Source organism: Streptomyces sp. MZ04 (genome assembly GCF_004684775.1).
Classification (GTDB): Bacteria; Actinomycetota; Actinomycetes; order Streptomycetales; family Streptomycetaceae; genus Streptomyces.
The window spans coordinates 1-19085 of the sequence record NZ_SRIC01000043.1 but is presented as its reverse complement, the minus strand read 5'-3'; the positions used below and the strand labels follow the sequence as shown (position 1 = coordinate 19085).

Sequence of the window (19085 nt, the reverse complement as noted above, 5' to 3'; positions counted from 1 at the left end):
TCATGGGAGCCCAGCTCCGGGTCTACAAGCGTCGCATCAAATCCGTCACCGCGACCAAGAAGATCACCAAGGCGATGGAGATGATCGCCGCCTCGCGTGTCGTCAAGGCACAGCGCAAGGTGGCGGCCTCCACTCCGTACGCGACCGAGCTCACGCGCGCGGTCACCGCGGTGGCCACGGGTGCGAGCGACAAGCACCCGCTGACCACCGAGGCCGAGGCTCCGACCCGGGCCGCTGTCCTGCTCCTCTCGAGCGACCGCGGTCTGGCCGGCGCCTTCAACTCCAACGCCATCAAGGGTGCGGAGCAGCTCACCAAGAAGTTGCAGGGCGAGGGCAAGGAGGTCGACACGTACATCGTCGGCCGCCGTGGCATCGCGCACTACAACTTCCGTGAGCGCAAGATCGCCGGGCAGTGGACGGGCTTCACCGATGCCCCTTCCTACGCGGACGCCAAGGCGATCGCCGGACCCCTGATCGAGGCCATCGAGAAGGAATCGGCCGAGGGCGGCGTGGATGAACTCCACATCGTCTACACCGAGTTCATCTCGATGATGACGCAGGACGCGGTCGGTTCCCGGCTGCTCCCGCTGAGCCTCGACGAGGTGGCGAAGGCTGAGACATCAGCTGCTGCCGCAGCGGGGGGCACGACGGACGAGGCCCGTCCCCTGTACGACTTCGAGCCGTCGGCGGAGGACGTCCTCGACGCCCTGCTGCCGCGCTACGTCGAGAGCCGTATCTACAACGCGCTGCTCCAGTCGGCTGCTTCCAAGCACGCCGCCACGCGCCGCGCGATGAAGTCGGCGACCGACAACGCGGGTGATCTGATCACTGCGCTCACCCGCTCTGCCAACGCGGCCCGCCAGGCCGAAATCACCCAGGAAATCAGCGAGATCGTCGGTGGCTCCAGTGCCCTGGCCGACGCGACCGCGGGGAGTGACAAGTAATGACGACCACTGTTGATACGGCCGTTGCCACGGGCCGCGTCGCCCGGGTGATCGGCCCGGTCGTCGACGTGGAGTTCCCCGTCGACGCGATGCCGGACATCTACAACGCCCTTCACGTCGAGGTCGCCGACCCGGCTCTGGACGGCGCCTTGAAGACGCTGACCCTCGAGGTCGCCCAGCACCTGGGTGACGGCGTGGTCCGCGCGATCTCCATGCAGCCCACCGACGGTCTGGTCCGCCAGGCCGCGGTGACCAACACGGGCGAGGGCATCACTGTCCCCGTCGGTGACATCACCAAGGGCAAGGTGTTCAACACCCTCGGTGCGATCCTGAACCACCCCGAGGCCGAGGCCGAGGTCACCGAGCGCTGGCCGATCCACCGCAAGGCCCCGGCCTTCGACCAGCTCGAGTCCAAGACCGAGATGTTCGAGACCGGCCTGAAGGTCGTCGACCTTCTCACCCCGTACGTCAAGGGTGGAAAGATCGGTCTGTTCGGTGGTGCGGGCGTCGGCAAGACCGTCCTCATCCAGGAAATGATCATGCGTGTGGCCAAGCTGCACGAGGGCGTTTCCGTGTTCGCCGGTGTCGGCGAGCGCACCCGTGAGGGCAACGACCTCATCGACGAGATGGAAGAGTCGGGCGTTCTGGACAAGACCGCCCTGGTCTTCGGCCAGATGGACGAGCCGCCGGGCACGCGTCTGCGTGTCGCCCTCGCCGGTCTGACCATGGCGGAGTACTTCCGCGATGTGCAGAAGCAGGACGTGCTGTTCTTCATCGACAACATCTTCCGCTTCACGCAGGCCGGTTCCGAGGTCTCGACCCTGCTCGGCCGTATGCCCTCCGCGGTGGGTTACCAGCCGAACCTGGCCGACGAGATGGGCCTCCTCCAGGAGCGCATCACCTCGACGCGTGGTCACTCGATCACCTCGATGCAGGCGATCTACGTCCCCGCGGACGACCTGACCGACCCGGCCCCGGCCACCACGTTCGCCCACCTCGACGCGACGACGGTTCTCTCCCGTCCGATCTCCGAGAAGGGCATCTACCCGGCCGTGGACCCGCTGGACTCCACGTCCCGCATCCTGGACCCGCGCTACATCGCGCAGGACCACTACGACGCCGCCATGCGCGTCAAGGGAATCCTGCAGAAGTACAAGGACCTCCAGGACATCATCGCGATTCTCGGTATCGACGAGCTGAGCGAAGAGGACAAGCTGGTCGTCTCCCGCGCCCGTCGCGTGGAGCGCTTCCTGTCGCAGAACACCCACGCCGCCAAGCAGTTCACCGGCCTGGACGGTTCGGACGTTCCGCTGGAGGAGTCGATCGCCGCGTTCAACGCGATCATCGACGGTGAGTACGACCACTTCCCGGAGCAGGCGTTCTTCATGTGCGGTGGCATCGACGACCTGAAGGCGAAGGCCAAGGAGCTCGGCGTCTCCTGAGTCAGCGACTCATGGGAGGGGTGGGCGCGTCCCGCCCCTCCCGGTACGCCTACTAGAATTTGACCCAACACCCGGCGAAGCCGCCGGGTGGTGACCCGAGGAGCCTCTCTTGGCTGCTGAGCTGCATGTCGAGCTGGTCGCCGCGGACCGCGGTGTCTGGTCCGGCGAGGCCACCCTGGTCGTCGCGCGCACCACGTCCGGCGACATCGGCGTCATGCCCGGTCACCAGCCGCTGCTCGGTGTGCTGGAGTCGGGCCCGGTGACCATTCGTACGAGTGACGGCAGCACTGTCGTCGCCGCCGTCCACGGAGGATTCATCTCCTTCGCGGACAACAAGCTGTCACTGCTTGCTGAGATCGTCGAGCTGTCGGACGAGATCGATGTCCAGCGTGCGGAGCGGGCGCTCGAGCGCGCGAAGTCGGAGGCCGACGCCTCCGCCGAGCGTCGCGCGGACGTCCGACTGCGGGCGGTGTCGTCGCGCTGAAACCAGCGTGTCGGCGTTGACGTGACTCAGCCGCGGCCTGATCCGGAGCAATCCGGAGCGGGTCGCGGCTGAGGCAATGCGGGTGCAATTCTGTTGGTCCGTTTCGAAGAGGCGAGGAGGTCGGTGCCGATGATCCTCACTCTGCTCGTGTGCGGACTGGTATTGGTCGCGCTGGTATTGGTGGGGCTCTTCGTCTTCGGACTGCGCCGCCGGCTGATCCAGCGGTCCGGCGGCACCTTCGACTGCAGCCTGCGCTGGAACGCCCCGGAGAAGGGCGACACCTCCGGCAAGGGCTGGGGCTACGGGGTGGCCCGCTACAACGGCGACCGGATCGAGTGGTACCGCGTCTTCTCGTACGCTCCCCGGCCGCGCCGGGTCCTCGAGCGCTCGGCCATCGAGGTCGTCGACCGGCGCGCGCCGGACGGCGAGGAGGAGCTGGCGCTGCTCTCCGACGCGATCGTGCTGGGCTGTCTGCACCGAGGCGTACGCCTCGAACTCGCGATGGGCGAGGACGCGCTGACGGGTTTCCTGGCTTGGCTGGAGGCGGCGCCTCCGGGCCAGCGAGTGAATGTGGCGTAGCAGGACCTCGTACGCATGAAGAAGCCGGGGAGACAGGGGGCGTTCCTGTCTCCCCGGCTTCGTTCTCGGGGGAGCTACTTGAGCCCGTCGTTGATGGCACTCACCAGCTCACCATTTGCGGTGTCCCCACTGAACTCCCAGAAGAACGCGCCACCAAGCCCCTGCCCCTTCGCCCAGGCCATCTTGCTCTTGACGGTCGCCGGAGTGTCGTACGACCACCAGTTGCTGCCGCAGTGCGCGTAGGCGGTCCCCGCGACGGTGCCGTTGGAGGGGCAGGAGTTCTTCAGCACCTTGTAGTCCTCGATGCCTGCTTCGTACGTGCCCTGCGCGGCGCCCGTGGCCGTGCCACCCGGTTCCTTCTGTGTGACGCCCGTCCAGCCGCGCCCGTAGAAGCCGATGCCCAGCAGCAGCTTGGCGGCGGGGACGCCCTTCGCCTTCAACTTGGCTATCGCGTCGGCGGAGTTGAAGCCGTCCTGCGGGATGCCGGCGTAGGAGGTGAGGGGGGAGTGCGGGGCCGTCGGGCCCTTCGCGGCCCAGGCGCCGAAGAAGTCGTACGTCATCACGTTGTACCAGTCGGCGTACTGCGCGGCGCCGCCGTAGTCGGCCGCGTCGATCTTGCCGCCGCTCGAGGCGTCGGCGGTGATCGCGGCGGTGACCAGGGCGTCCTTGCCGAACTCGGTGCGGAACGCCTGCATCATGTTCTTCATGGCGGCGGCACCGCTGGTGTCGCAGCTCAGGCCGCAGGCGTTGGGGTACTCCCAGTCCAGGTCGATGCCGTCGAAGACGTCGGCCCAGCGCGGGTCCTCCACCAGGTCGTGGCAGGACTTGGCGAAGGCGGCCGGGTTCTTCATCGCCTCGGTGAAGCCGCCGGACCAGGTCCAGCCGCCGAAGGACCACAGGACCTTGAGGTTCGGGTGCTTGGCCTTGAGCTTGCGCAGCTGGTTGAAGTTGCCGCGCAGCGGCTGGTCCCAGGTGTCGGCGACGCCGTCGACGGACTGGTCGGCGGTGTACGCCTTGTCGTAGTCGGCGTAGGCGTCGCCGATGGCGCACTTGCCGCCGCTGACGTTGCCGAAGGCGTAGTTGATGTGCGTGATCTTGGCGGCGGATGCCGAGGTGTCGATGTTCTTCACGTGGTAGTTGCGGCCGTAGACGCCCCACTGCGCGAAGTAGCCGAGCTTGACCTTGCCGCCGGGGCCCGGGTCGGTGCCGCCCGTGGTGTGCACCTTGACGGCGCCGGATGCCGGTCCGGTCTGGTCCGCGGTGTCGCGGGCCTGGACCGTGTACGAGTAGTCGGTGCCCGCGGTCAGGCCGCTGTCGGCGTACGAAGTGCCGGTCACCGTCGCCACCTTGGCGCCGTCGCGCAGGACGTCGTAGTTCTTGACGCCCTTGTCGTCGGTGGCCGCGCTCCAGGCGAGCCTCACCGAGGTGTTGGTGATGCCGGAGGCCGTGGGCGTGCCGGGGGCGCTCGGCGGGTTGTCGCCGGGGACGCTGCCGCCGTCACAACTGCCGCCGTTCAGCGTGCAGTTGGCGGGTGAGCCGGGGCCCGAGCCGTTGAACCCGAAGGAGACCGAGGCGCCGGGGGCGAGCGTCCCGTTCCAGCCGAGGTTCTTGGCGGTCCAGCGGTTGCCGGAGTTGGTGACGGCGGCGTCCCAGGCGGACGTCACCTTGGTGCCGGAGGGGAAGTCCCACGCGACGGTCCAGGAGCTGATCGAGGTGGTGCCGGTGTTCTTGACGGTCCACTTGCCCTCGAAGCCGCTGCCCCAGTCCTGGGTCTTGGCGTACGTGGCGGTGGCCGCCGGGGCGGCTTCGGGTGCTGCCTCGGCGGGGCCCGTGAGGGCGACCAGGGTGGCGAGCGGGAGCAGCAGGGTGGTGAGGCCTGCCACGGCTCTGTGTCTGAAGCGCACGGTGTGCTCCTCGGGTGAGTTACGGGGGTTAGGGATGGGACCCTGCGCCGCCCGTGAGCACGTGGAACACGTGGGGGAGTGCTCACCGCAGTGCGGTGAGAATAGAAAGGTCTGGACCAGCGGTCAAGAGGTCTGAACCATTGGCCGAATTGCGTCGGTCCGGTCCGCGATCTCGCGGCTTATACGCCCAACTCCTGTGCTAGGACGGCCGCTTGGACCCGGCTGCGCAGCTCCAGCTTGCCGAGCAACCGGCTGACATGCGTCTTCACCGTCGCCTCCGCCATGTCCAGACGGCCCGCGATCTCCGCGTTCGAGAGCCCTTCGCCGAGGCAGGCGAGCACCTCGCGCTCGCGGCGCGTGAGGGTGTCGAGAACGGCGGGATCGGGCCCGTTCTCACGGCGTACGGACGTCATGGTCTTCGGCGCCGCGAACTCGGCGATCAGCCGCCGTGTGACGGCCGGCGCGATCAGTCCCTCGCCGCGACCCACCGTACGGACCGCCTCCAGGAGGTCCTTGGCCTCGGTGTTCTTCAGGAGGAACCCGCAGGCGCCCGCGCGCAGCGCCCCGAAGACGTACTCGTCGAGGTCGAAGGTGGTCAGGACGAGCACGTCCGCGAGGCCTTCGGCGACGACCTGGCGGGTCGCGGAGACGCCGTCGAGGCGCGGCATCTGGATGTCCATGAGGACCAGATCGGGCCGTAGTTCACGGGCGAGCGCCACCGCCTCCTCACCGTCCGACGCCTCGCCGATCACGTCTATGTCGGGCGCGCTGCGCAGGATCAGGACGAGTCCAGCGCGTACGGCGGACTGGTCCTCGGCGACGAGCACGCGGATCATTCGGTCACTTCCTTGTCTGCGGGGTCGACGGGCAGCGTCGCGTACACGATCCACACCTTGCCGTCGGGGGCGCCGTCGGGGCCGCTCTCGGGGCCCGACTCGAAGGCGCCGCCGAGGAGTTCGGTGCGCTCGCGCATGCCGACGAGGCCTGCTCCGGAGCCGGGGGCGCGGGGACCCGAGGGATCTCCGCAGGGGCTGGTGACGCGGACCGTGAGCGCGCGGGGTTCTTCGGCGAGGGCCACGGTGACCCGGCCGGGGGACGCGTGCTTGAGGGCGTTGGTCAGGGATTCCTGGACGATGCGGTACGCCGCGAGCTCGACCGGCGCGGGGAGCTTGGGCCCGTCGGGGGCGCGCTCGTCGTCCAGGATGACGTCGAGGCCGTTGACGCGGGCGTGGGCGAGCAGGGAGCCGAGGCCGTCCAGGGTGGGCGCGGCCGCGGGCTCCCGGTCGTCGCTGGAGTCCCGCAGGATGCCGATCAGGCGGCGCATCTCGGCCAGGCCCTCGACGCTGTTCTCCCGGATGACGGAGAGGGCGCCGCGGGTGGTCGACGGGTCGTCGAGGGAGAGCGCGGCCGTGGAGTGGATGGCGATGGCCGACAGATGGTTGGCGACCATGTCGTGCAGCTCACGGGCCATCCGGGCGCGCTCGGCGGTGATCGCCTGGACGCGGTCCATCTCGGCGAGCAGCGCGGTCTGCTCGGCCCGCAGCTTGGCCGCGGCGGCGGCCTCGCGGTGGTTGCGCACCAGGGCTCCGGTGGCGGCGGGACCGAAGGCCACGATGCCGGTCGCGACACCGATGAGGACGGCCTCGGGCTCCTGCCACCAGGCGAGGCAGCCGATCGTCATCGCCACCGTGATGGCCCCGGTGGTGACGGGGATGCGCCGGGCGGCGGCCGGAGTGCCGTACACGACGGCCGCGTACATGATGTCCGTGAACATCATGACCGACGCCAGATTGCCCGGCGTGCACTGATCGAAGACCAGTGCGACCGTGGCGACCGGCAGGGCCACCCGCGGCGCCGTCCTGCGCAGCAGCTCCATGCACCCGAGCACGCCGAGCGGCAGCAGCATCCAGGGGCTGTCCAGCGGCCGGTCGCCCTGCGTGCCGAGTCCGAGCGCGTACAGAGCGAGCCCGCTGAGCACGCTGACGGCGGCGATCAGTACGTCGAAACGTTGCGGGCGGGGCAGGGACAGGGCCATGCCCTCCATCCAACACGGCGGGCGTGGGCGGTGCCTGATCCGGAGGGAGGAACCGCCCGGTACATCGAAGGATGCAGTCCCACTTCGTCACTGCCGACGATGATCCGCGGCCGCCGCGACGGGAGCCTGGAAAGGTGACCGAGAGGAGCGAACCGTGATCGTCACGCTGATCATCATCTGCGAGGTCGGCTTCTGGCTGCTGCTGGCCGGCGGCCTGGCCCTGCGGTACTGGGCGAAGATGCCGCGCGCGAGCATCGCCGTACTGCTGTGTGAGCCACTCTTGGAGGTCGTCCTCTTCGTCGTCACCGCGATCGACCTGAAGAACGGCGCGGAGCCGGACTGGAAGCACGGCCTCGCCGCCGTCTACATCGGCTACTCGATCGCGCTGGGCCACTACACGGTCAAGTGGGTCGACGTCCGCGTCGCCCACCGCTTCGCGGGCGGCCCGCCGCCCGTCAAGCTCTATGGCATGGCCCGCGCGATCGACGAGTGGAAGATCGCCGCCCGCTGGATCCTGGCGGGACTGATCGCCATGGCCCTGCTCCAGGGGGCGGTCTGGTACGTCGGCGACGACGGCGACATCGACTCACTGCGGATGTGGCAGCAGAAGATGCTGTGGCTGATCGGCATCAACATCGTCATCGCGGCGACGTACACGGTGTTCCCGAAGAAAGCACCGGTGGCCGGGCCCCGCAGGGGCGCGGGGAACTGCGCGACCAGCCACGAAGTACCCGCAGACGAGGTACCCGCTTCCCGACGGAGTGCCTAGCGCTCGCCGCCGGGTACCCACAACACGTCTCCGACCTCCTTATTGGCCGTACGGGCCAGGATGAACAGGAGGTCGGACAGCCGGTTCAGGTAAGTGGCGGTCAGCGGGTTCATGACCTCTCCGTGGACTTCGAAAGCAGCCCAAGTGGACCGCTCCGCCCGCCGCGCGACAGTGCACGCCTGGTGCAACAGCGTCGCGCCCGGCGTGCCGCCCGGCAGGATGAAGCTGCGCAGCTTCTCCAGCTGCTCGTTGAAGCGGTCGCAGTCCGCCTCCAGCTTGTCGATGTAGAACTGCTCGACGCGCAGCGGCGGGTACTCGGGGTCCTCCACGACCGGCGTGGACAGGTCCGCGCCCACGTCGAAGAGGTCGTTCTGGACCCGGACCAGGACCTTCACGACCTCTTCGTCGAGCCCGCCGAGCGCGATCGCGGTGCCGATCGCGGCGTTGGCCTCGTTGGCGTCGGCGTACGCCGAGATCCGCAGATCGGTCTTGGCGGTGCGGCTCATGTCGCCGAGGGCCGTCGTGCCCTGGTCGCCGGTCCTGGTGTAGATGCGCGTGAGATTGACCATGGGGCCAGCCTAGTTACGCACCCGCCGTCCGGAAGACACGTGTGCCGACCGTCACGGACACCAGGGTGAGCGCGGCAGCCGTCAGGACGCCGTACAGCATCGCCGTACTCGCGTAGTCGCCCACATAGGCGGCCCGCACCGCGTCCACGAGATAGCGGAACGGCATGAAGTGCGAGAGCACGTCCAGCCAGCCCGGGGCGAGCGCCATCGGCAGCATCAGGCCGGAGAGCAGCATCGACGGCATGCTCACCGCGTTGATGACGGGACCGAACTCGTGCGGCTTGGAGACGAGCAGCGCCAGCGCGTACGAGAGGGACGCGAGGACGACGGTGAGCGCCGCCACGAACGCGAAGCCGATGAGGATGCCGCCGAGCGGCGCCCGCAGCCCCATCGCCACGGCCGCGACGACGAGCAGCACCGCCTGGAAGACGAAGAGCGCGGCATCGCGAAGGACCCGCCCGAGAAGCAGCGCGAGCCGGCTGACCGGCGTCACCCGCATCCGCTCCACCACCCCGAACTGCTTCTCGATGATGATCGCGAATCCGCTGTACGAGGCGCCGAACAGGCCGAGTTGGAGCAGCAGCCCCGGCACGAGCACCTGCCAGGAGTCGCCGCGCGAGCCGAGCGGCAGATCGGTCAGGAGAGGGCCGAAGAAGAGCAGGTAGAGCAGCGGCATCAGGACGCCGAAGAGGATCTGGAACTTGGAGCGCAGGGTCTGGCGCGCGTACCGCCCGAAGATCAGGGCGGTGTCGGAGAGAAACGCAGACATGAGGAGTCCTGGGGTTCAGACGGCGACCGGCGCCGTGTCCTTGGGGGCGATGTCGCGCCCCGTGATGGCGAGGAAGGTGTCCTGGAGCGAGGCGTCGATCGAGCCGCCGTACTCGAGCTTGAGCGCGCTCGGTGTGCCCTCGGCGACCACGAGGCCCTTGTCGATGACGATGAGGCGGTCGGAGAGCGCGTCCGCCTCGTCGAGGTAGTGCGTGGTGAGCACCACGGTGGTGCCGTGCTCGTCGCGAAGGCGTCGCACCAGCGCCCACAGGTCGGCCCTGCTGCCCGGGTCGAGCCCCGTGGTCGGCTCGTCGAGGAAGAGCACCTCGGGGCGGTGCATCAGCCCCATGGCGATGTCGAGCCGCCGCCGCTGGCCGCCGGAGAGGGCGGAGCACTTGCGGTCGAGCAGCTCGGTGAGGCCCAGGTCGTGCGCCAACTCCTCGGCGCGGGCGATGGCCTGAGGCTTCGTCAGGCGGTAGAGGCGCCCCTGGGTGATCAGTTCCTCGCGTACGGAGATGTTGAGGTCGACGCCGCCGGACTGCGCGACGTAACCGATCCTGCGCCGGACGCCCGCCGGATCGCCGGACAGGTCGTGGCCCGCGACGGTGGCGGCGCCGCCGGTGGGGCGAAGGAGCGTGGTGAGCATGCGCAGCGTCGTCGTCTTGCCCGCGCCGTTCGGCCCGAGGAGGCCGACGATCTCGCCGGGCGCGACGGTCAGGTCGATGCCGCGCACCGCCTCCACGGGGCCGCGCTTGGTGCGGAAGGTCTGGGCGAGCCCAGCCGTGCTGATGATTGCCATGGCAACCACAAAAACAGAGTCTCTTAAATTTTGCAATGGCTCCAATTTTTCAGTTGCCCAAGCAGGGGGTCGTAGGGTGGGCTCATGACTGAAGGGCTCAGGGAACGCAAGAAGCGGCAGACCAGGCAGCGGATCTCGGACATCGCGACGGGGCTGTTCCTGGAGCACGGCTTCGTCACGGTGACGGTCGCGGAGGTCGCGGAGGCCGCGGACGTCTCCGTGAACACCGTCTACAACTACTTCCCCGCCAAGGAGGATCTGTTCCTCGACCGCGGCGAGGCCGTCGTCGACCGGCTCTCCGGGTACGTACGCGGCCGTCGCGCGGGGGAGTCCGCGGCCCATGCCGTCCTGCGTGCGCTGCGCTCGGACGTGGAGAGCGTCTCGCCCAGCATCGGCCTCTTCGCGGGATGGGCCGATTTCATGAAGGTCATCCACGACGCCCACCCGCTGCGCTCCCGGCTCTGGGAGATCCAGCAGCAGGCGCTCGCGCACCTCACGAACACCCTCGCCGATGAGGCGAAGGCCGCCGACGGCGACCCCATGCCCGGACTGATCGCGGGTCAGCTCTCGTGGGTCCACAGCACCCTCATGGCCTGGATCGGCGACGAGATGATCAAGTGCCGCAAGCCCGCGGAAGTCTCCCGCGAGGCCCTCGAACTCCTCGACGAGATGGAGGACCTACTGAGCGAAAAGGTCCTCAACTACGCGGTGCGGAGCGCCGAATGAGCCGTACCAGTGTGATGTCCGTCATCTGAGACGTGACGCGCATCTCTTCGCCGCCACCTGGGCGCTCACGACCGCTAATGTCCGGCGAACAGGTAAGCGTAAACAGCGTGTAAGCCAGGCGTGATAAGCGGTAGGGGAGTCGGAACAGTGGCAGGGAAGCTCGCCGTCATCGGAGCCGGACTCATGGGGTCCGGTATCGCTCAGGTCTCCGCACAGGCGGGCTGGGACGTCGTCCTGCGCGACGTCACCGAAGAGGCCCTGACCCGTGGCACCGACGGGATCAAGGCGTCGTACGACAAGTTCGTGAGCAAGGGCAAGCTGGCCGCCGAGGACGCCGAGGCGGCGCTCGGGCGGATCACGACGAGCACCGACATGGACGCGGTCGCGGACGCCGACATCGTCGTCGAGGCCGTCTTCGAGAAGCTCGAGGTCAAGCACGAGATCTTCCGTACGCTCGACAAGCTCGTGCGCGATGACGCGGTGCTCGCCTCCAACACCTCCGCCATCCCGATCACGAAGATCGCGGCCGTGACGGAGCGTCCCGAGCGGGTCGTCGGCGCGCACTTCTTCTCGCCGGTGCCGATGATGCAGCTCTGCGAGCTCGTCCGCGGCTACAAGACCAGCGACGAGACGCTCGCCCGGGCAAGGGAGTTCGCCGAGTCCGTCGGCAAGACCTGCATCGTCGTGAACCGCGACGTGGCCGGCTTTGTGACGACCCGTCTGATCTCCGCGCTCGTCGTCGAGGCCGCCAAGCTGTACGAGTCGGGTGTCGCCACCGCCGAGGACATCGACATCGCCTGCAAGCTCGGCTTCGGGCACGCCATGGGACCGCTCGCGACCGCCGACCTGACGGGCGTCGACATCCTGCTGCACGCCACCAGCAACATCTACACGGAGTCCCAGGACGAGAAGTTCGCACCGCCCGAGCTGATGCGCCGGATGGTTGACGCCGGTGACATCGGCCGCAAGAGCGGGCAGGGGTTCTACAAGCACTGACGCCCTCCTCTCCTTGCGGGTCACCCCTCGGAGTGAATTCGGTATCGGTTCGCTTACAGACGGCAACTTCCTTGCCCACGCGGCAGTCAGTTGCAGTGACATACGCAGACGCCTTACGGAACAGACGTCACAGGAAACTCAGCACTCTCGGGGAGCGCATATGCACATCAGGGGCGACCAGGCTCAGCTGGTCGTCGGGGGACGCCTCGACGTACGCAGCGCGGCGGACGCCCGTACGGTCCTGCACTCGGCCGTCGACGACGGAGCCGGCGACCTGGTGCTCGACCTGTCCGAACTCGACTCGTGGGACGCCACGGGACTCGGTGTGATCATGGGCGCGCACCGGCGCGCGGGACGGTGCGGACGCCGCCTCGTGCTGCGCGATGTACCGCCCCAGATGCAGCGCCTGCTCGTGGCCACCCGGCTGCACCGGATCCTCGCCATCGAGGGCGGCATCGGGGTGGAATCGCTTCCTCGTGTGTGATACGCGGTGATCCCGGCGATCCGTGCACGAAACGCATCTCGCGCACAATCCTCACGAGACTGTGACGTCTCGGACGGGGCGGTACCCCGCCCGTTCGTAGATACTGAGCGAAGGTCTAGGGTTCGGTCGCCACCGATGTGAGAACCCGAGCGGGGGCACCGGACCAGAAGCGACAGCGCAGTGTGCACAAGGCCGGAGGGGGCTGTGTACACCACGCATCTGGGGGGCTTTGACCATGGACCCGATGAACCGGGGACCGGAAGAGTACGGCCATGACGGCATCAACGACGACGATTCCGGGCGCCGATCGCGCCCGCCGCGCGATCCTCTGACGCCCGACTTCGGGCAGCCCGCACCCGCGCTCGCCCGCACCGTCCAGCTCATCTCGGGCGATTTCCTGCTCACCGTGAACCCGGTCGACGGCAGCGAGATCGAGCCCTGCCCGCCGGGCGAGCGGCCCGCACGACCCGTCAAGCGCTCCGCCGCCGAGCGCGCCGAGCTGCGCCGCGCCGCTGTGCCGCCCGTGCCGCCGGGTCCTGCGCTGCCCCGGATGCCGCTCCTCGAGCGCCAGGAGGACCGCGAGCGGCTCGTACGCCTGCTCGCGCGCGGGCGCTCGGTGCGGCTCACCGGTCCCGCGGGCTCGGGGCGCACGGCGCTCCTGAACGCCGTCGCAGAAGACTGCGCCGACCTCGCGCCGGACGGCGTCGTCCGGCTCTCCGGCTACCACAAGGGCCCCGGCGACCTGCTCCAGGACCTCTTCGGCGCGGTCTACAACGCACCGCTGCACCGCCCCGACCGCACGCTGCTGCTCGAGCTCGTCCATGAGATCGGGGCGGTCGTCGTCCTGGACGACCTGGAGTTCGGCGGCTCGGGCCTTCAGGAGCTGCTCGACGCGACGCCCGAGTGCGCCTTCCTGATATCCGCGACGCCCGACGTCACGGCGCCGACCGCCGACTCGCACCTCGAAGAGGTCTTCCTCGGCGGCCTCGGCCGCGCCGGCGGCCTCGAGCTCCTCGAGCGCGCCGTCGGCCGCGTCCTCACCGACGACGAGGCGGGCTGGGCGGGCGACCTCTGGTTCGAGTCCGAGGGGCTGCCGCTGCGCTTCGTGCAGGCGGGCGCCCTGCTGCGCCAGCGCGACCAGCTGCGCGCCGACCCCAACGCCTTCGATGAGTACGGCTATTACGAAGGGCCGGGTGCGGCCCCGGTCGACGCGCCCTTCGATGCCGAGGGCCACGACGTCCCGCTGCCCTCGCTCGCCGACGGTGCGGCGCCCGCGGCCCTGCTCGCCTCCCGGCTGAGCCCGTCCGCCCGCACCACCCTGCGGTTCGCCGTCGCGCTCGGCGGCGAGCTGCCGCACCAGGCGCACCTGCCGGCCCTGGTGGGGGACACCCACGCGGACGCGGCCCTCGCCGAGCTGGTCTCCACCGCGCTCGTCACGCCGGTCGGCGCGCACTACCGCCTCGCCGCGGGCGTGCGCACCCAGCTGGAGACCTCCGGGTACGCCGACGACATGGCCGAGCGTGCGCAGAGCGCCGCCCAGCACTACGCCTGGTGGGCCGGGCACCCCTCGGTCAGCCCGGAGCGGGTCGCGGCCGAGGCGGACGCCGTGCTCGCCGCGCTGGGCGTCCTGGTCACCGGAGCCACCGGTCCTTCGGGCCAGGCGGCAGCATCCGTCGGCGGCGAGCAGAGCGCCGCCGTGCTGCTCGCCCGGACCGTCGCGCCCGCCTTCGCAGGCGGGCTCGGCTGGGGCGCGTGGGAGCGTGCCCTGCGGTCCGGCCAGGAGGCGGCGCGCACCGCGGGCGAGGTCGCCGAGGAGGCGTACTTCCACCACGAGCTCGGCATCCTCGCGCTCTGCGGCGGACACCTCGACCGGGCCCGCGCCGAACTCGAGGCGTCCATCGGCCTGCGGGGTGCCCTCGCCGACAAGCGCGGCATGATCGCGGGCCGCAGGGCCCTCGCACTGGTCGCCGACCGCTCGGGCGGCGCGCTGCCCGGCGGACGCACGGCCGCGGGCGAGGAAGTGCCCGACGCGCGCTACGAGGAGTCGGCATCGCCCCCCGGCGGCGTCCCCGCGGCGTTCTCGCTGCCGCAGCCGCCTCCGGAGCCCGAGACGTTGGTGACCCGCAGGGCCACGCCCGCCCCGGGCGCCGGTGCCGCGCCGACCCGCCGCTCCATCGTGAGCGGCACCCGGCGCAACCTGGTGGCGGCGGGCGCGGGAGCCCTCCTGGCCGCGGTGCTCGGCACGGTGGTGACGCTTGGCGCGACCTCCGGGAACGACGATCCGCCGCCGGACAAGGTCAAGACGGAGCAGTCCGCGAGCGAGGACCGCGACGACGACGGGCTGACGGCCGACAAGCCGGCCAAGGACTCGACGAGCCGCCCCGGTGACACGGACCAGGGCGTGCCCAGCACGGAGGACGACGGACAGCCGAGCGACAGCGGCGAACCGTCGGACGACCCGAGCGGCAGCGACAAGCCGTCGGACGACCCGTCCGAGGACCCGACGACGACGAAGCCGCCGACGACCAAGCCGCCCACCACGACGAAGCCGCCGACCACGAAGCCGCCCACGACGAAGCCCCCGACGACCAAGCCGCCCACGACGAAGCCGCCGACGTCGACGCCTCCGCCGACCACGGACCCGACCCCGGATCCGCCGTCGCCCCCGGACACCTCGGACTCGGCGAGCGGCCCCGCGAGCAGCCCGGCGACGAGCAGTGAGTCGGTGATCTGACGTAAAGGGGGGGGCCGGGTCCACCAGGACCCGGCCCCCCCCTTTTTTTCGTACGTGCGGAGAAACTACGTACGTACAGAGAACTACGTACGTACGGAGAACTAGAAGAGCCGCAGCTTGTCGTCCTCGATGCCGCGCATCGCGTCATAGTCGAGGACCGCGCAGCCGATGCCCCGGTCCGTGGCGAGCACGCGCGCCTGGGGCTTGATCTCCTGGGCGGCGAAGACGCCCTTGACCGGCGCGAGGTGCGGGTCGCGGTTCAGGAGCTCCAGGTAGCGGGTGAGCTGCTCGACGCCGTCGATCTCACCGCGCCGCTTGATCTCGACGGCGACGGTCTGTCCGTCGGCGTCGCGGCAGAGGATGTCCACCGGGCCGATCGCCGTCATGTACTCGCGGCGGATCAGGGAGTAGCCCTCGCCGAGGGTCTCGATCCGGTCGGCGAGCAGTTCCTGAAGGTGTGCTTCCACGCCGTCCTTGATGAGGCCGGGGTCGACGCCCAGTTCGTGCGAGGAGTCGTGCAGGATCTCCTCCATCGTGATGATGAGCTTCTCGCCCGCCTTGTTCACGACGGTCCAGACGCCTGCATCGTCCCCCGAACCCTCCTTCAACGTGCAGGGCGGGGACATCCAGTTGAGGGGTTTGTAGGCCCGGTCGTCCGCGTGGATCGAGACACTGCCGTCCGCCTTCACAAGGATCAGGCGGGGGGCCGACGGGAGATGGGCGGTGAGCCTGCCCGCGTAATCCACGGAGCATCGGGCAATGACGAGACGCATGGGGCGCAACGCTACTCGACACCAGGTGGTGCGCGCGATTTCTCCGTCGATGGGGCTGTTCGATCCTGGCCGGTTATGTGCCCAATCTCCTGGTGCGGGACCCATCCGATGCTTACCGTATAAGCAGGAGGTCGTCATGCGTGCACTCAGCGTATGCGGACTTCTTCCCTGTCCGTAAGCCCCCGCTCCCCGGGGGTGCGAGAGGAGAACCCATGTCGCTCGACGTCTCACCGGCACTGTTGGAACAGGCCGAGCGAGGCGAGGTCGATGAAGCGGAATTCGTCGACTGCGTCCGGACCTCCCTGCCTTACGCATGGGAGATGATCAGCTCCCTGGTGGCCCAGCTGAAGGTCGACGGCGGAGAGTTCGCCGACAACCAGACGCCGCCGCCCGACGAGCAGGCGCGTGGCCAGCTGCTGCGCGCGCTCGCGAGTGACGCGATCCGCGGTGCGTTGCAACGGCACTTCGGCGTGCGCCTGGCATTCCAGAACTGCCACCGTGTGGCGGTGTTCCCCCTGGATGCTTCCGTGGACGACCGGTTGGCCCGATTCACCTCGATCCGAGGCCAGTTGCTCAATCAGTCTCCCGGACTGCGGGACTGCTGACGCCTGTTGCTGCCGCTCTGTACGCGGGAGGTGTTCTAGTACCGGAGCGGCAGCTCCCCGCCCCAGCGGTTCAGCCCAGCTGGGGCAGCACTTCGGCCCCCAGCCTGCGGACGTTCTCCTCCGTCGTGGACAGATCTCCCGAGCCCTCGACGAGCAGCGCGAAGCGCGTGATGCCCGTCCGCTCCGACGTCGCCGCGATCCGGTCGACGCACACCTGGGGGGTGCCCACCGGGTGGATCCCGCAGAGCAGTTCGGTGTACGCAAGCGGATCCCGCATAGCCCGCGCCCGGCCGTCGACCGTGACATGGGCGTCCAGCCCTTGCTTCAGCCAGCCCGGCATCGCCTTCTGCAGGGTCTCCGCCGCTTCCAGGCGCCGGTCGGCGATCTGCGCGACCCCGGCCGAGACGTGCGCGGCGCGGTGGATCTCCTCCGGCGTACGCCCCGAGGCGCGCGCGTGCCTGCGCCACAACGCCACCATTTCGGCCTTCTCCTCGTCGCCGACATGCATGCCGAGCAGCATCGGCAGACCGCGCTCCGCCGCGAGCCGCACGCTCGACGGCGAGGTGCAGGCGACGATCACCTCGGGGCCGCAGGACGCGTCCGGGGCGTCGGCGTCCGCGCCGGGCAGGGCCTCCTGCGGGCGCGGCACCACGGCGACCTCGCGGAAGGCGAAGCGGCCGGTCCCGCTCGCGACCCGGGGCTCGGTCAGCCACCGCAGCAGCAGATCGAGGGATTCCGGGAACCCCTTCTCGTACGCGTCCAGGCCCGAACCGAAGACCTCCAGGTCCACCCACGGCCCGCCGCGCCCCACGCCCAGCGAGAAGCGCCCGCCGGACGTCAGGTGCAGCAGCGCCGCCTGCTCGCCGAGGGTGACGGGATGCGCGGTCGGCAGCACGCTCACGGCGGTGCCGACGCGGATGCGTCGCGTACGCCCGAGAAGGAGCGCGGCGAGGGTCACGGCGGACGGACACGTGCCGTACGGCACGAAGTGGTGCTCGGCGAGCCAGACCGCGTCCAGACCCGCCTCCTCGGCCACCTCGGCGGACCGCACCGCACGGTGCAGCGCCTCCCCCTGCCCCTGTCCGGGGAACTGGGCGGCCAGAACAAAACTACCTACACGCATCGCACTCCTGCCTCCTTGGCGCCGACGCAGGCACTCCCCCTACGGGCAACAACGCGTGACACGTGCCAAAGGCACGGCCTGGCATGAAGATTGACGGATTTTCTGCGCAATGCAGGGGGGATCTGTGGGGGTTGGTGCAGGACGCCTACCCCTGAGGGCGGCGCGTAGGCTGGACACACCCCTGACCCCCGTACATCCAGTGAGGTGTCCTGTGTCCCCGCGTCGCAACCGCCCCAAGGGCGCCGGAGCCGGAGAAGACAGTCCGCGTGCGGACGCGGAGCCGTCGGGCCGCTACGGCGGCTTCCAGCGCGCCGAGAGCTGGCAGGACGAGCAGTGGAGCGTGCGCCATGTCGCGGGCGCCGGCGCGGCGGGCAAGACCTACCGCTGCCCCGGCTGCGACCAGGAGATCCCGTCCGGCATGGCGCATGTGGTGGCCTGGCCCGAGCACTCGGGCGTGGACGAGCGCCGGCACTGGCACAAGGCCTGCTGGAACGCGAAGGACCGCCGCACCTCGCGGGTGCAGCGGTCCCGTAACGCGCCTCGGTACTGACGGCTACACGTCGCGCTTCTCCAGGAGCGCGAAGGCGCCGACGATCGCGGCCAGCGTCACGACGATCAGCAGCACGAGCTGTGAGGTGCCGTTGCCCGCGCCGGTGTCGATCTGGAAGATCTTGGCGAGCGAGTTGGGCGCGTTGTAGTCCATCATCTTCTCGCCCACGCTGCGGGTGCTCTCGGAGATCAGCAGGAACGCGGGCAGGATCGCGGGCACCAGGACCAGGCCCAGCATCGCGGTGATCGCGCCCGCCGAGTGGCGCAGCATCGAGCCGACCGCGAGGGCCAGGACGCCCAGGAGCGAGACGTACAGGCCGCCCTTGAGGACCGTGCCGCCCCACGCCACGTCGCCCGCCTCGGAGCCGCTGTGCATGCCCGACGTCATCGCGCCCACCAGGAAGATGGAGGCCGCCGAGACGACGAAGGCCATCACGAAGAAGACCAGGATCTTCGCGGCGAGGACGCGGTAGCGCTGCGGGGACGCCGTGAACGTCGTACGGATCATGCCCGTGCCGTACTCGGACGACGTCACCAGGACGCCGAGCGTGATCAGGCAGATCTGGCCGAGGACGAGACCGAAGAACGCCGGGATCGTGAACGGCACGTCCGCGTAGTCCAGGTCCTCCGTCTGCGCGGCGACGAGCAGGCCGATGCCGATGACCAGGAGGAGGAAGACGCCGAGCGTCCACATCGTCGAGCGGACCGACTTGATCTTCGTCCACTCGGAGGCCAGGGCGTTGCCGAGGTGGGTCTTCTTGACCGGGATCGGCGAGGTGTAGGCGTTGCTCATCGCCTGCTG

At 69.6% G+C, this 19085-nt stretch carries 20 protein-coding genes; 11 read left to right on the top strand and 9 right to left on the bottom strand.

Features of this window, described 5'->3' with window-relative positions; all coding sequences use genetic code 11:
* Positions 1–2 precede the first annotated feature (2 nt).
* The 4 genes from E2651_RS12580 to E2651_RS12565 all read left to right on the top strand — a co-directional run bounded on the left by E2651_RS12580 (position 3) and on the right by E2651_RS12565 (position 3449).
* Positions 3–944 carry a F0F1 ATP synthase subunit gamma gene (locus tag E2651_RS12580; protein WP_135331168.1) on the top strand — a complete coding sequence of 314 codons (942 nt, stop codon included), beginning with the start codon at positions 3–5 and terminating at the stop codon, positions 942–944.
* Positions 944–2386, top strand: a complete 1443-nt coding sequence (atpD, locus tag E2651_RS12575) for a F0F1 ATP synthase subunit beta (RefSeq protein WP_135331167.1) — start codon at positions 944–946, stop codon at positions 2384–2386. The genes E2651_RS12580 and atpD overlap by 1 nt, the downstream gene beginning before the upstream one ends.
* A gap of 109 nt (positions 2387–2495) precedes the next feature.
* Positions 2496–2870, top strand: a complete 375-nt coding sequence (locus tag E2651_RS12570; protein WP_135331166.1) for a F0F1 ATP synthase subunit epsilon — start codon at positions 2496–2498, stop codon at positions 2868–2870.
* Between the two features lie 129 nt (positions 2871–2999).
* Entirely contained in the window at positions 3000–3449 is a 450-nt protein-coding gene (locus E2651_RS12565; protein WP_135331165.1) for a DUF2550 domain-containing protein, read from the top strand.
* A 74-nt stretch (positions 3450–3523) separates the two neighbouring features.
* On the opposite strand, the gene E2651_RS12560 is transcribed toward E2651_RS12565, so the two are convergent.
* The 3 genes from E2651_RS12560 to E2651_RS12550 form a co-directional block, all read right to left on the bottom strand.
* Positions 3524–5353 (bottom strand): glycoside hydrolase family 18 chitinase, encoded by a 1830-nt coding sequence (locus E2651_RS12560; protein WP_135331164.1) that lies wholly within the window; start codon positions 5351–5353, stop codon positions 3524–3526.
* A gap of 179 nt (positions 5354–5532) precedes the next feature.
* Positions 5533–6189 carry a response regulator transcription factor gene (locus E2651_RS12555; RefSeq protein WP_135331163.1) on the bottom strand — a complete coding sequence of 219 codons (657 nt, stop codon included), beginning with the start codon at positions 6187–6189 and terminating at the stop codon, positions 5533–5535.
* Entirely contained in the window at positions 6186–7388 is a 1203-nt protein-coding gene (locus E2651_RS12550; RefSeq protein WP_135331162.1) for a histidine kinase, read from the bottom strand. Before E2651_RS12550 ends, E2651_RS12555 begins: the two co-directional genes overlap by 4 nt.
* A gap of 154 nt (positions 7389–7542) precedes the next feature.
* Here E2651_RS12550 and E2651_RS12545 point away from each other — a divergent pair, with 154 nt between their 5' ends.
* Complete coding sequence (locus E2651_RS12545; protein WP_245238778.1) at positions 7543–8157, top strand: hypothetical protein; 615 nt, start codon at positions 7543–7545, stop codon at positions 8155–8157.
* On the opposite strand, the gene E2651_RS12540 is transcribed toward E2651_RS12545, so the two are convergent.
* From E2651_RS12540 to E2651_RS12530, 3 genes are read right to left on the bottom strand one after another with little or no spacing between them, the layout of a single operon-like run.
* On the bottom strand, positions 8154–8726 hold the full coding sequence (locus E2651_RS12540) for a cob(I)yrinic acid a,c-diamide adenosyltransferase (protein ID WP_135331161.1): 573 nt from the start codon (positions 8724–8726) through the stop codon (positions 8154–8156). The two genes, E2651_RS12545 and E2651_RS12540, sit on opposite strands and share 4 nt — an antisense overlap.
* A 13-nt stretch (positions 8727–8739) precedes the next feature.
* Positions 8740–9495, bottom strand: a complete 756-nt coding sequence (locus E2651_RS12535; RefSeq protein WP_135331160.1) for an ABC transporter permease — start codon at positions 9493–9495, stop codon at positions 8740–8742.
* A 15-nt stretch (positions 9496–9510) separates the two neighbouring features.
* On the bottom strand, positions 9511–10293 hold the full coding sequence (locus E2651_RS12530) for an ATP-binding cassette domain-containing protein (RefSeq protein WP_135331159.1): 783 nt from the start codon (positions 10291–10293) through the stop codon (positions 9511–9513).
* A gap of 84 nt (positions 10294–10377) precedes the next feature.
* Between E2651_RS12530 and E2651_RS12525 the strand changes: the two genes are divergently transcribed.
* From E2651_RS12525 to E2651_RS12510, 4 genes are all read left to right on the top strand, one after another.
* Positions 10378–11019, top strand: a complete 642-nt coding sequence (locus tag E2651_RS12525; RefSeq protein WP_135331158.1) for a TetR/AcrR family transcriptional regulator — start codon at positions 10378–10380, stop codon at positions 11017–11019.
* Positions 11020–11166: 147 nt separating this feature from the next.
* Complete coding sequence (locus tag E2651_RS12520; RefSeq protein ID WP_135331157.1) at positions 11167–12015, top strand: 3-hydroxyacyl-CoA dehydrogenase family protein; 849 nt, start codon at positions 11167–11169, stop codon at positions 12013–12015.
* Between the two features lie 160 nt (positions 12016–12175).
* On the top strand, positions 12176–12499 hold the full coding sequence (locus E2651_RS12515; RefSeq protein ID WP_016643271.1) for an STAS domain-containing protein: 324 nt from the start codon (positions 12176–12178) through the stop codon (positions 12497–12499).
* Between the two features lie 235 nt (positions 12500–12734).
* The gene (locus tag E2651_RS12510) at positions 12735–15233 is read left to right on the top strand and encodes an ATP-binding protein (protein WP_135331156.1); all 2499 of its coding nucleotides are present in this window, start codon (positions 12735–12737) and stop codon (positions 15231–15233) included.
* A 101-nt stretch (positions 15234–15334) separates the two neighbouring features.
* On the opposite strand, the gene nucS is transcribed toward E2651_RS12510, so the two are convergent.
* Positions 15335–16006 carry an endonuclease NucS gene (gene nucS, locus E2651_RS12505; protein WP_135331155.1) on the bottom strand — a complete coding sequence of 224 codons (672 nt, stop codon included), beginning with the start codon at positions 16004–16006 and terminating at the stop codon, positions 15335–15337.
* Positions 16007–16218: 212 nt separating this feature from the next.
* On the opposite strand from nucS, the gene E2651_RS12500 reads away from it, so the two are divergent.
* Positions 16219–16611 carry an SCO5389 family protein gene (locus E2651_RS12500; RefSeq protein ID WP_135331154.1) on the top strand — a complete coding sequence of 131 codons (393 nt, stop codon included), beginning with the start codon at positions 16219–16221 and terminating at the stop codon, positions 16609–16611.
* Between the two features lie 70 nt (positions 16612–16681).
* On the opposite strand, the gene E2651_RS12495 is transcribed toward E2651_RS12500, so the two are convergent.
* The gene (locus E2651_RS12495) at positions 16682–17734 is read right to left on the bottom strand and encodes an LLM class flavin-dependent oxidoreductase (protein WP_135331153.1); all 1053 of its coding nucleotides are present in this window, start codon (positions 17732–17734) and stop codon (positions 16682–16684) included.
* Between the two features lie 211 nt (positions 17735–17945).
* On the opposite strand from E2651_RS12495, the gene E2651_RS12490 reads away from it, so the two are divergent.
* On the top strand, positions 17946–18284 hold the full coding sequence (locus tag E2651_RS12490) for an ATP/GTP-binding protein (RefSeq protein WP_135331152.1): 339 nt from the start codon (positions 17946–17948) through the stop codon (positions 18282–18284).
* A gap of 3 nt (positions 18285–18287) precedes the next feature.
* Here the strand turns inward: E2651_RS12490 and E2651_RS12485 are convergent, their stop codons facing one another.
* Positions 18288–19076, bottom strand: coding sequence for an ABC transporter permease (locus tag E2651_RS12485; RefSeq protein WP_135331186.1), 789 nt, complete (start codon positions 19074–19076; stop codon positions 18288–18290).
* Positions 19077–19085: the final 9 nt, after the last annotated feature.

Bases quoted from the DNA above. Each gene is read 5' to 3' on its own strand.
- E2651_RS12525 (WP_135331158.1), top strand. From the start codon at position 10,378: ATGACTGAAGGGCTCAGGGAACGCAAGAAGCGGCAGACCAGGCAGCGG.
- E2651_RS12540 (WP_135331161.1), bottom strand. From the start codon at position 8,726: ATGGTCAATCTCACGCGCATCTACACCAGGACCGGCGACCAGGGCACG.
- atpD (WP_135331167.1), top strand. From the start codon at position 944: ATGACGACCACTGTTGATACGGCCGTTGCCACGGGCCGCGTCGCCCGG.
- E2651_RS12515 (WP_016643271.1), top strand. From the start codon at position 12,176: ATGCACATCAGGGGCGACCAGGCTCAGCTGGTCGTCGGGGGACGCCTC.
- E2651_RS12495 (WP_135331153.1), bottom strand. From the start codon at position 17,734: ATGCGTGTAGGTAGTTTTGTTCTGGCCGCCCAGTTCCCCGGACAGGGG.
- nucS (WP_135331155.1), bottom strand. From the start codon at position 16,006: ATGCGTCTCGTCATTGCCCGATGCTCCGTGGATTACGCGGGCAGGCTC.
- E2651_RS12510 (WP_135331156.1), top strand. From the start codon at position 12,735: ATGGACCCGATGAACCGGGGACCGGAAGAGTACGGCCATGACGGCATC.
- E2651_RS12550 (WP_135331162.1), bottom strand. From the start codon at position 7,388: ATGGCCCTGTCCCTGCCCCGCCCGCAACGTTTCGACGTACTGATCGCC.
- E2651_RS12500 (WP_135331154.1), top strand. From the start codon at position 16,219: ATGTCGCTCGACGTCTCACCGGCACTGTTGGAACAGGCCGAGCGAGGC.
- E2651_RS12555 (WP_135331163.1), bottom strand. From the start codon at position 6,189: ATGATCCGCGTGCTCGTCGCCGAGGACCAGTCCGCCGTACGCGCTGGA.
- E2651_RS12580 (WP_135331168.1), top strand. From the start codon at position 3: ATGGGAGCCCAGCTCCGGGTCTACAAGCGTCGCATCAAATCCGTCACC.
- E2651_RS12530 (WP_135331159.1), bottom strand. From the start codon at position 10,293: ATGGCAATCATCAGCACGGCTGGGCTCGCCCAGACCTTCCGCACCAAG.
- E2651_RS12535 (WP_135331160.1), bottom strand. From the start codon at position 9,495: ATGTCTGCGTTTCTCTCCGACACCGCCCTGATCTTCGGGCGGTACGCG.
- E2651_RS12565 (WP_135331165.1), top strand. From the start codon at position 3,000: ATGATCCTCACTCTGCTCGTGTGCGGACTGGTATTGGTCGCGCTGGTA.
- E2651_RS12485 (WP_135331186.1), bottom strand. From the start codon at position 19,076: ATGAGCAACGCCTACACCTCGCCGATCCCGGTCAAGAAGACCCACCTC.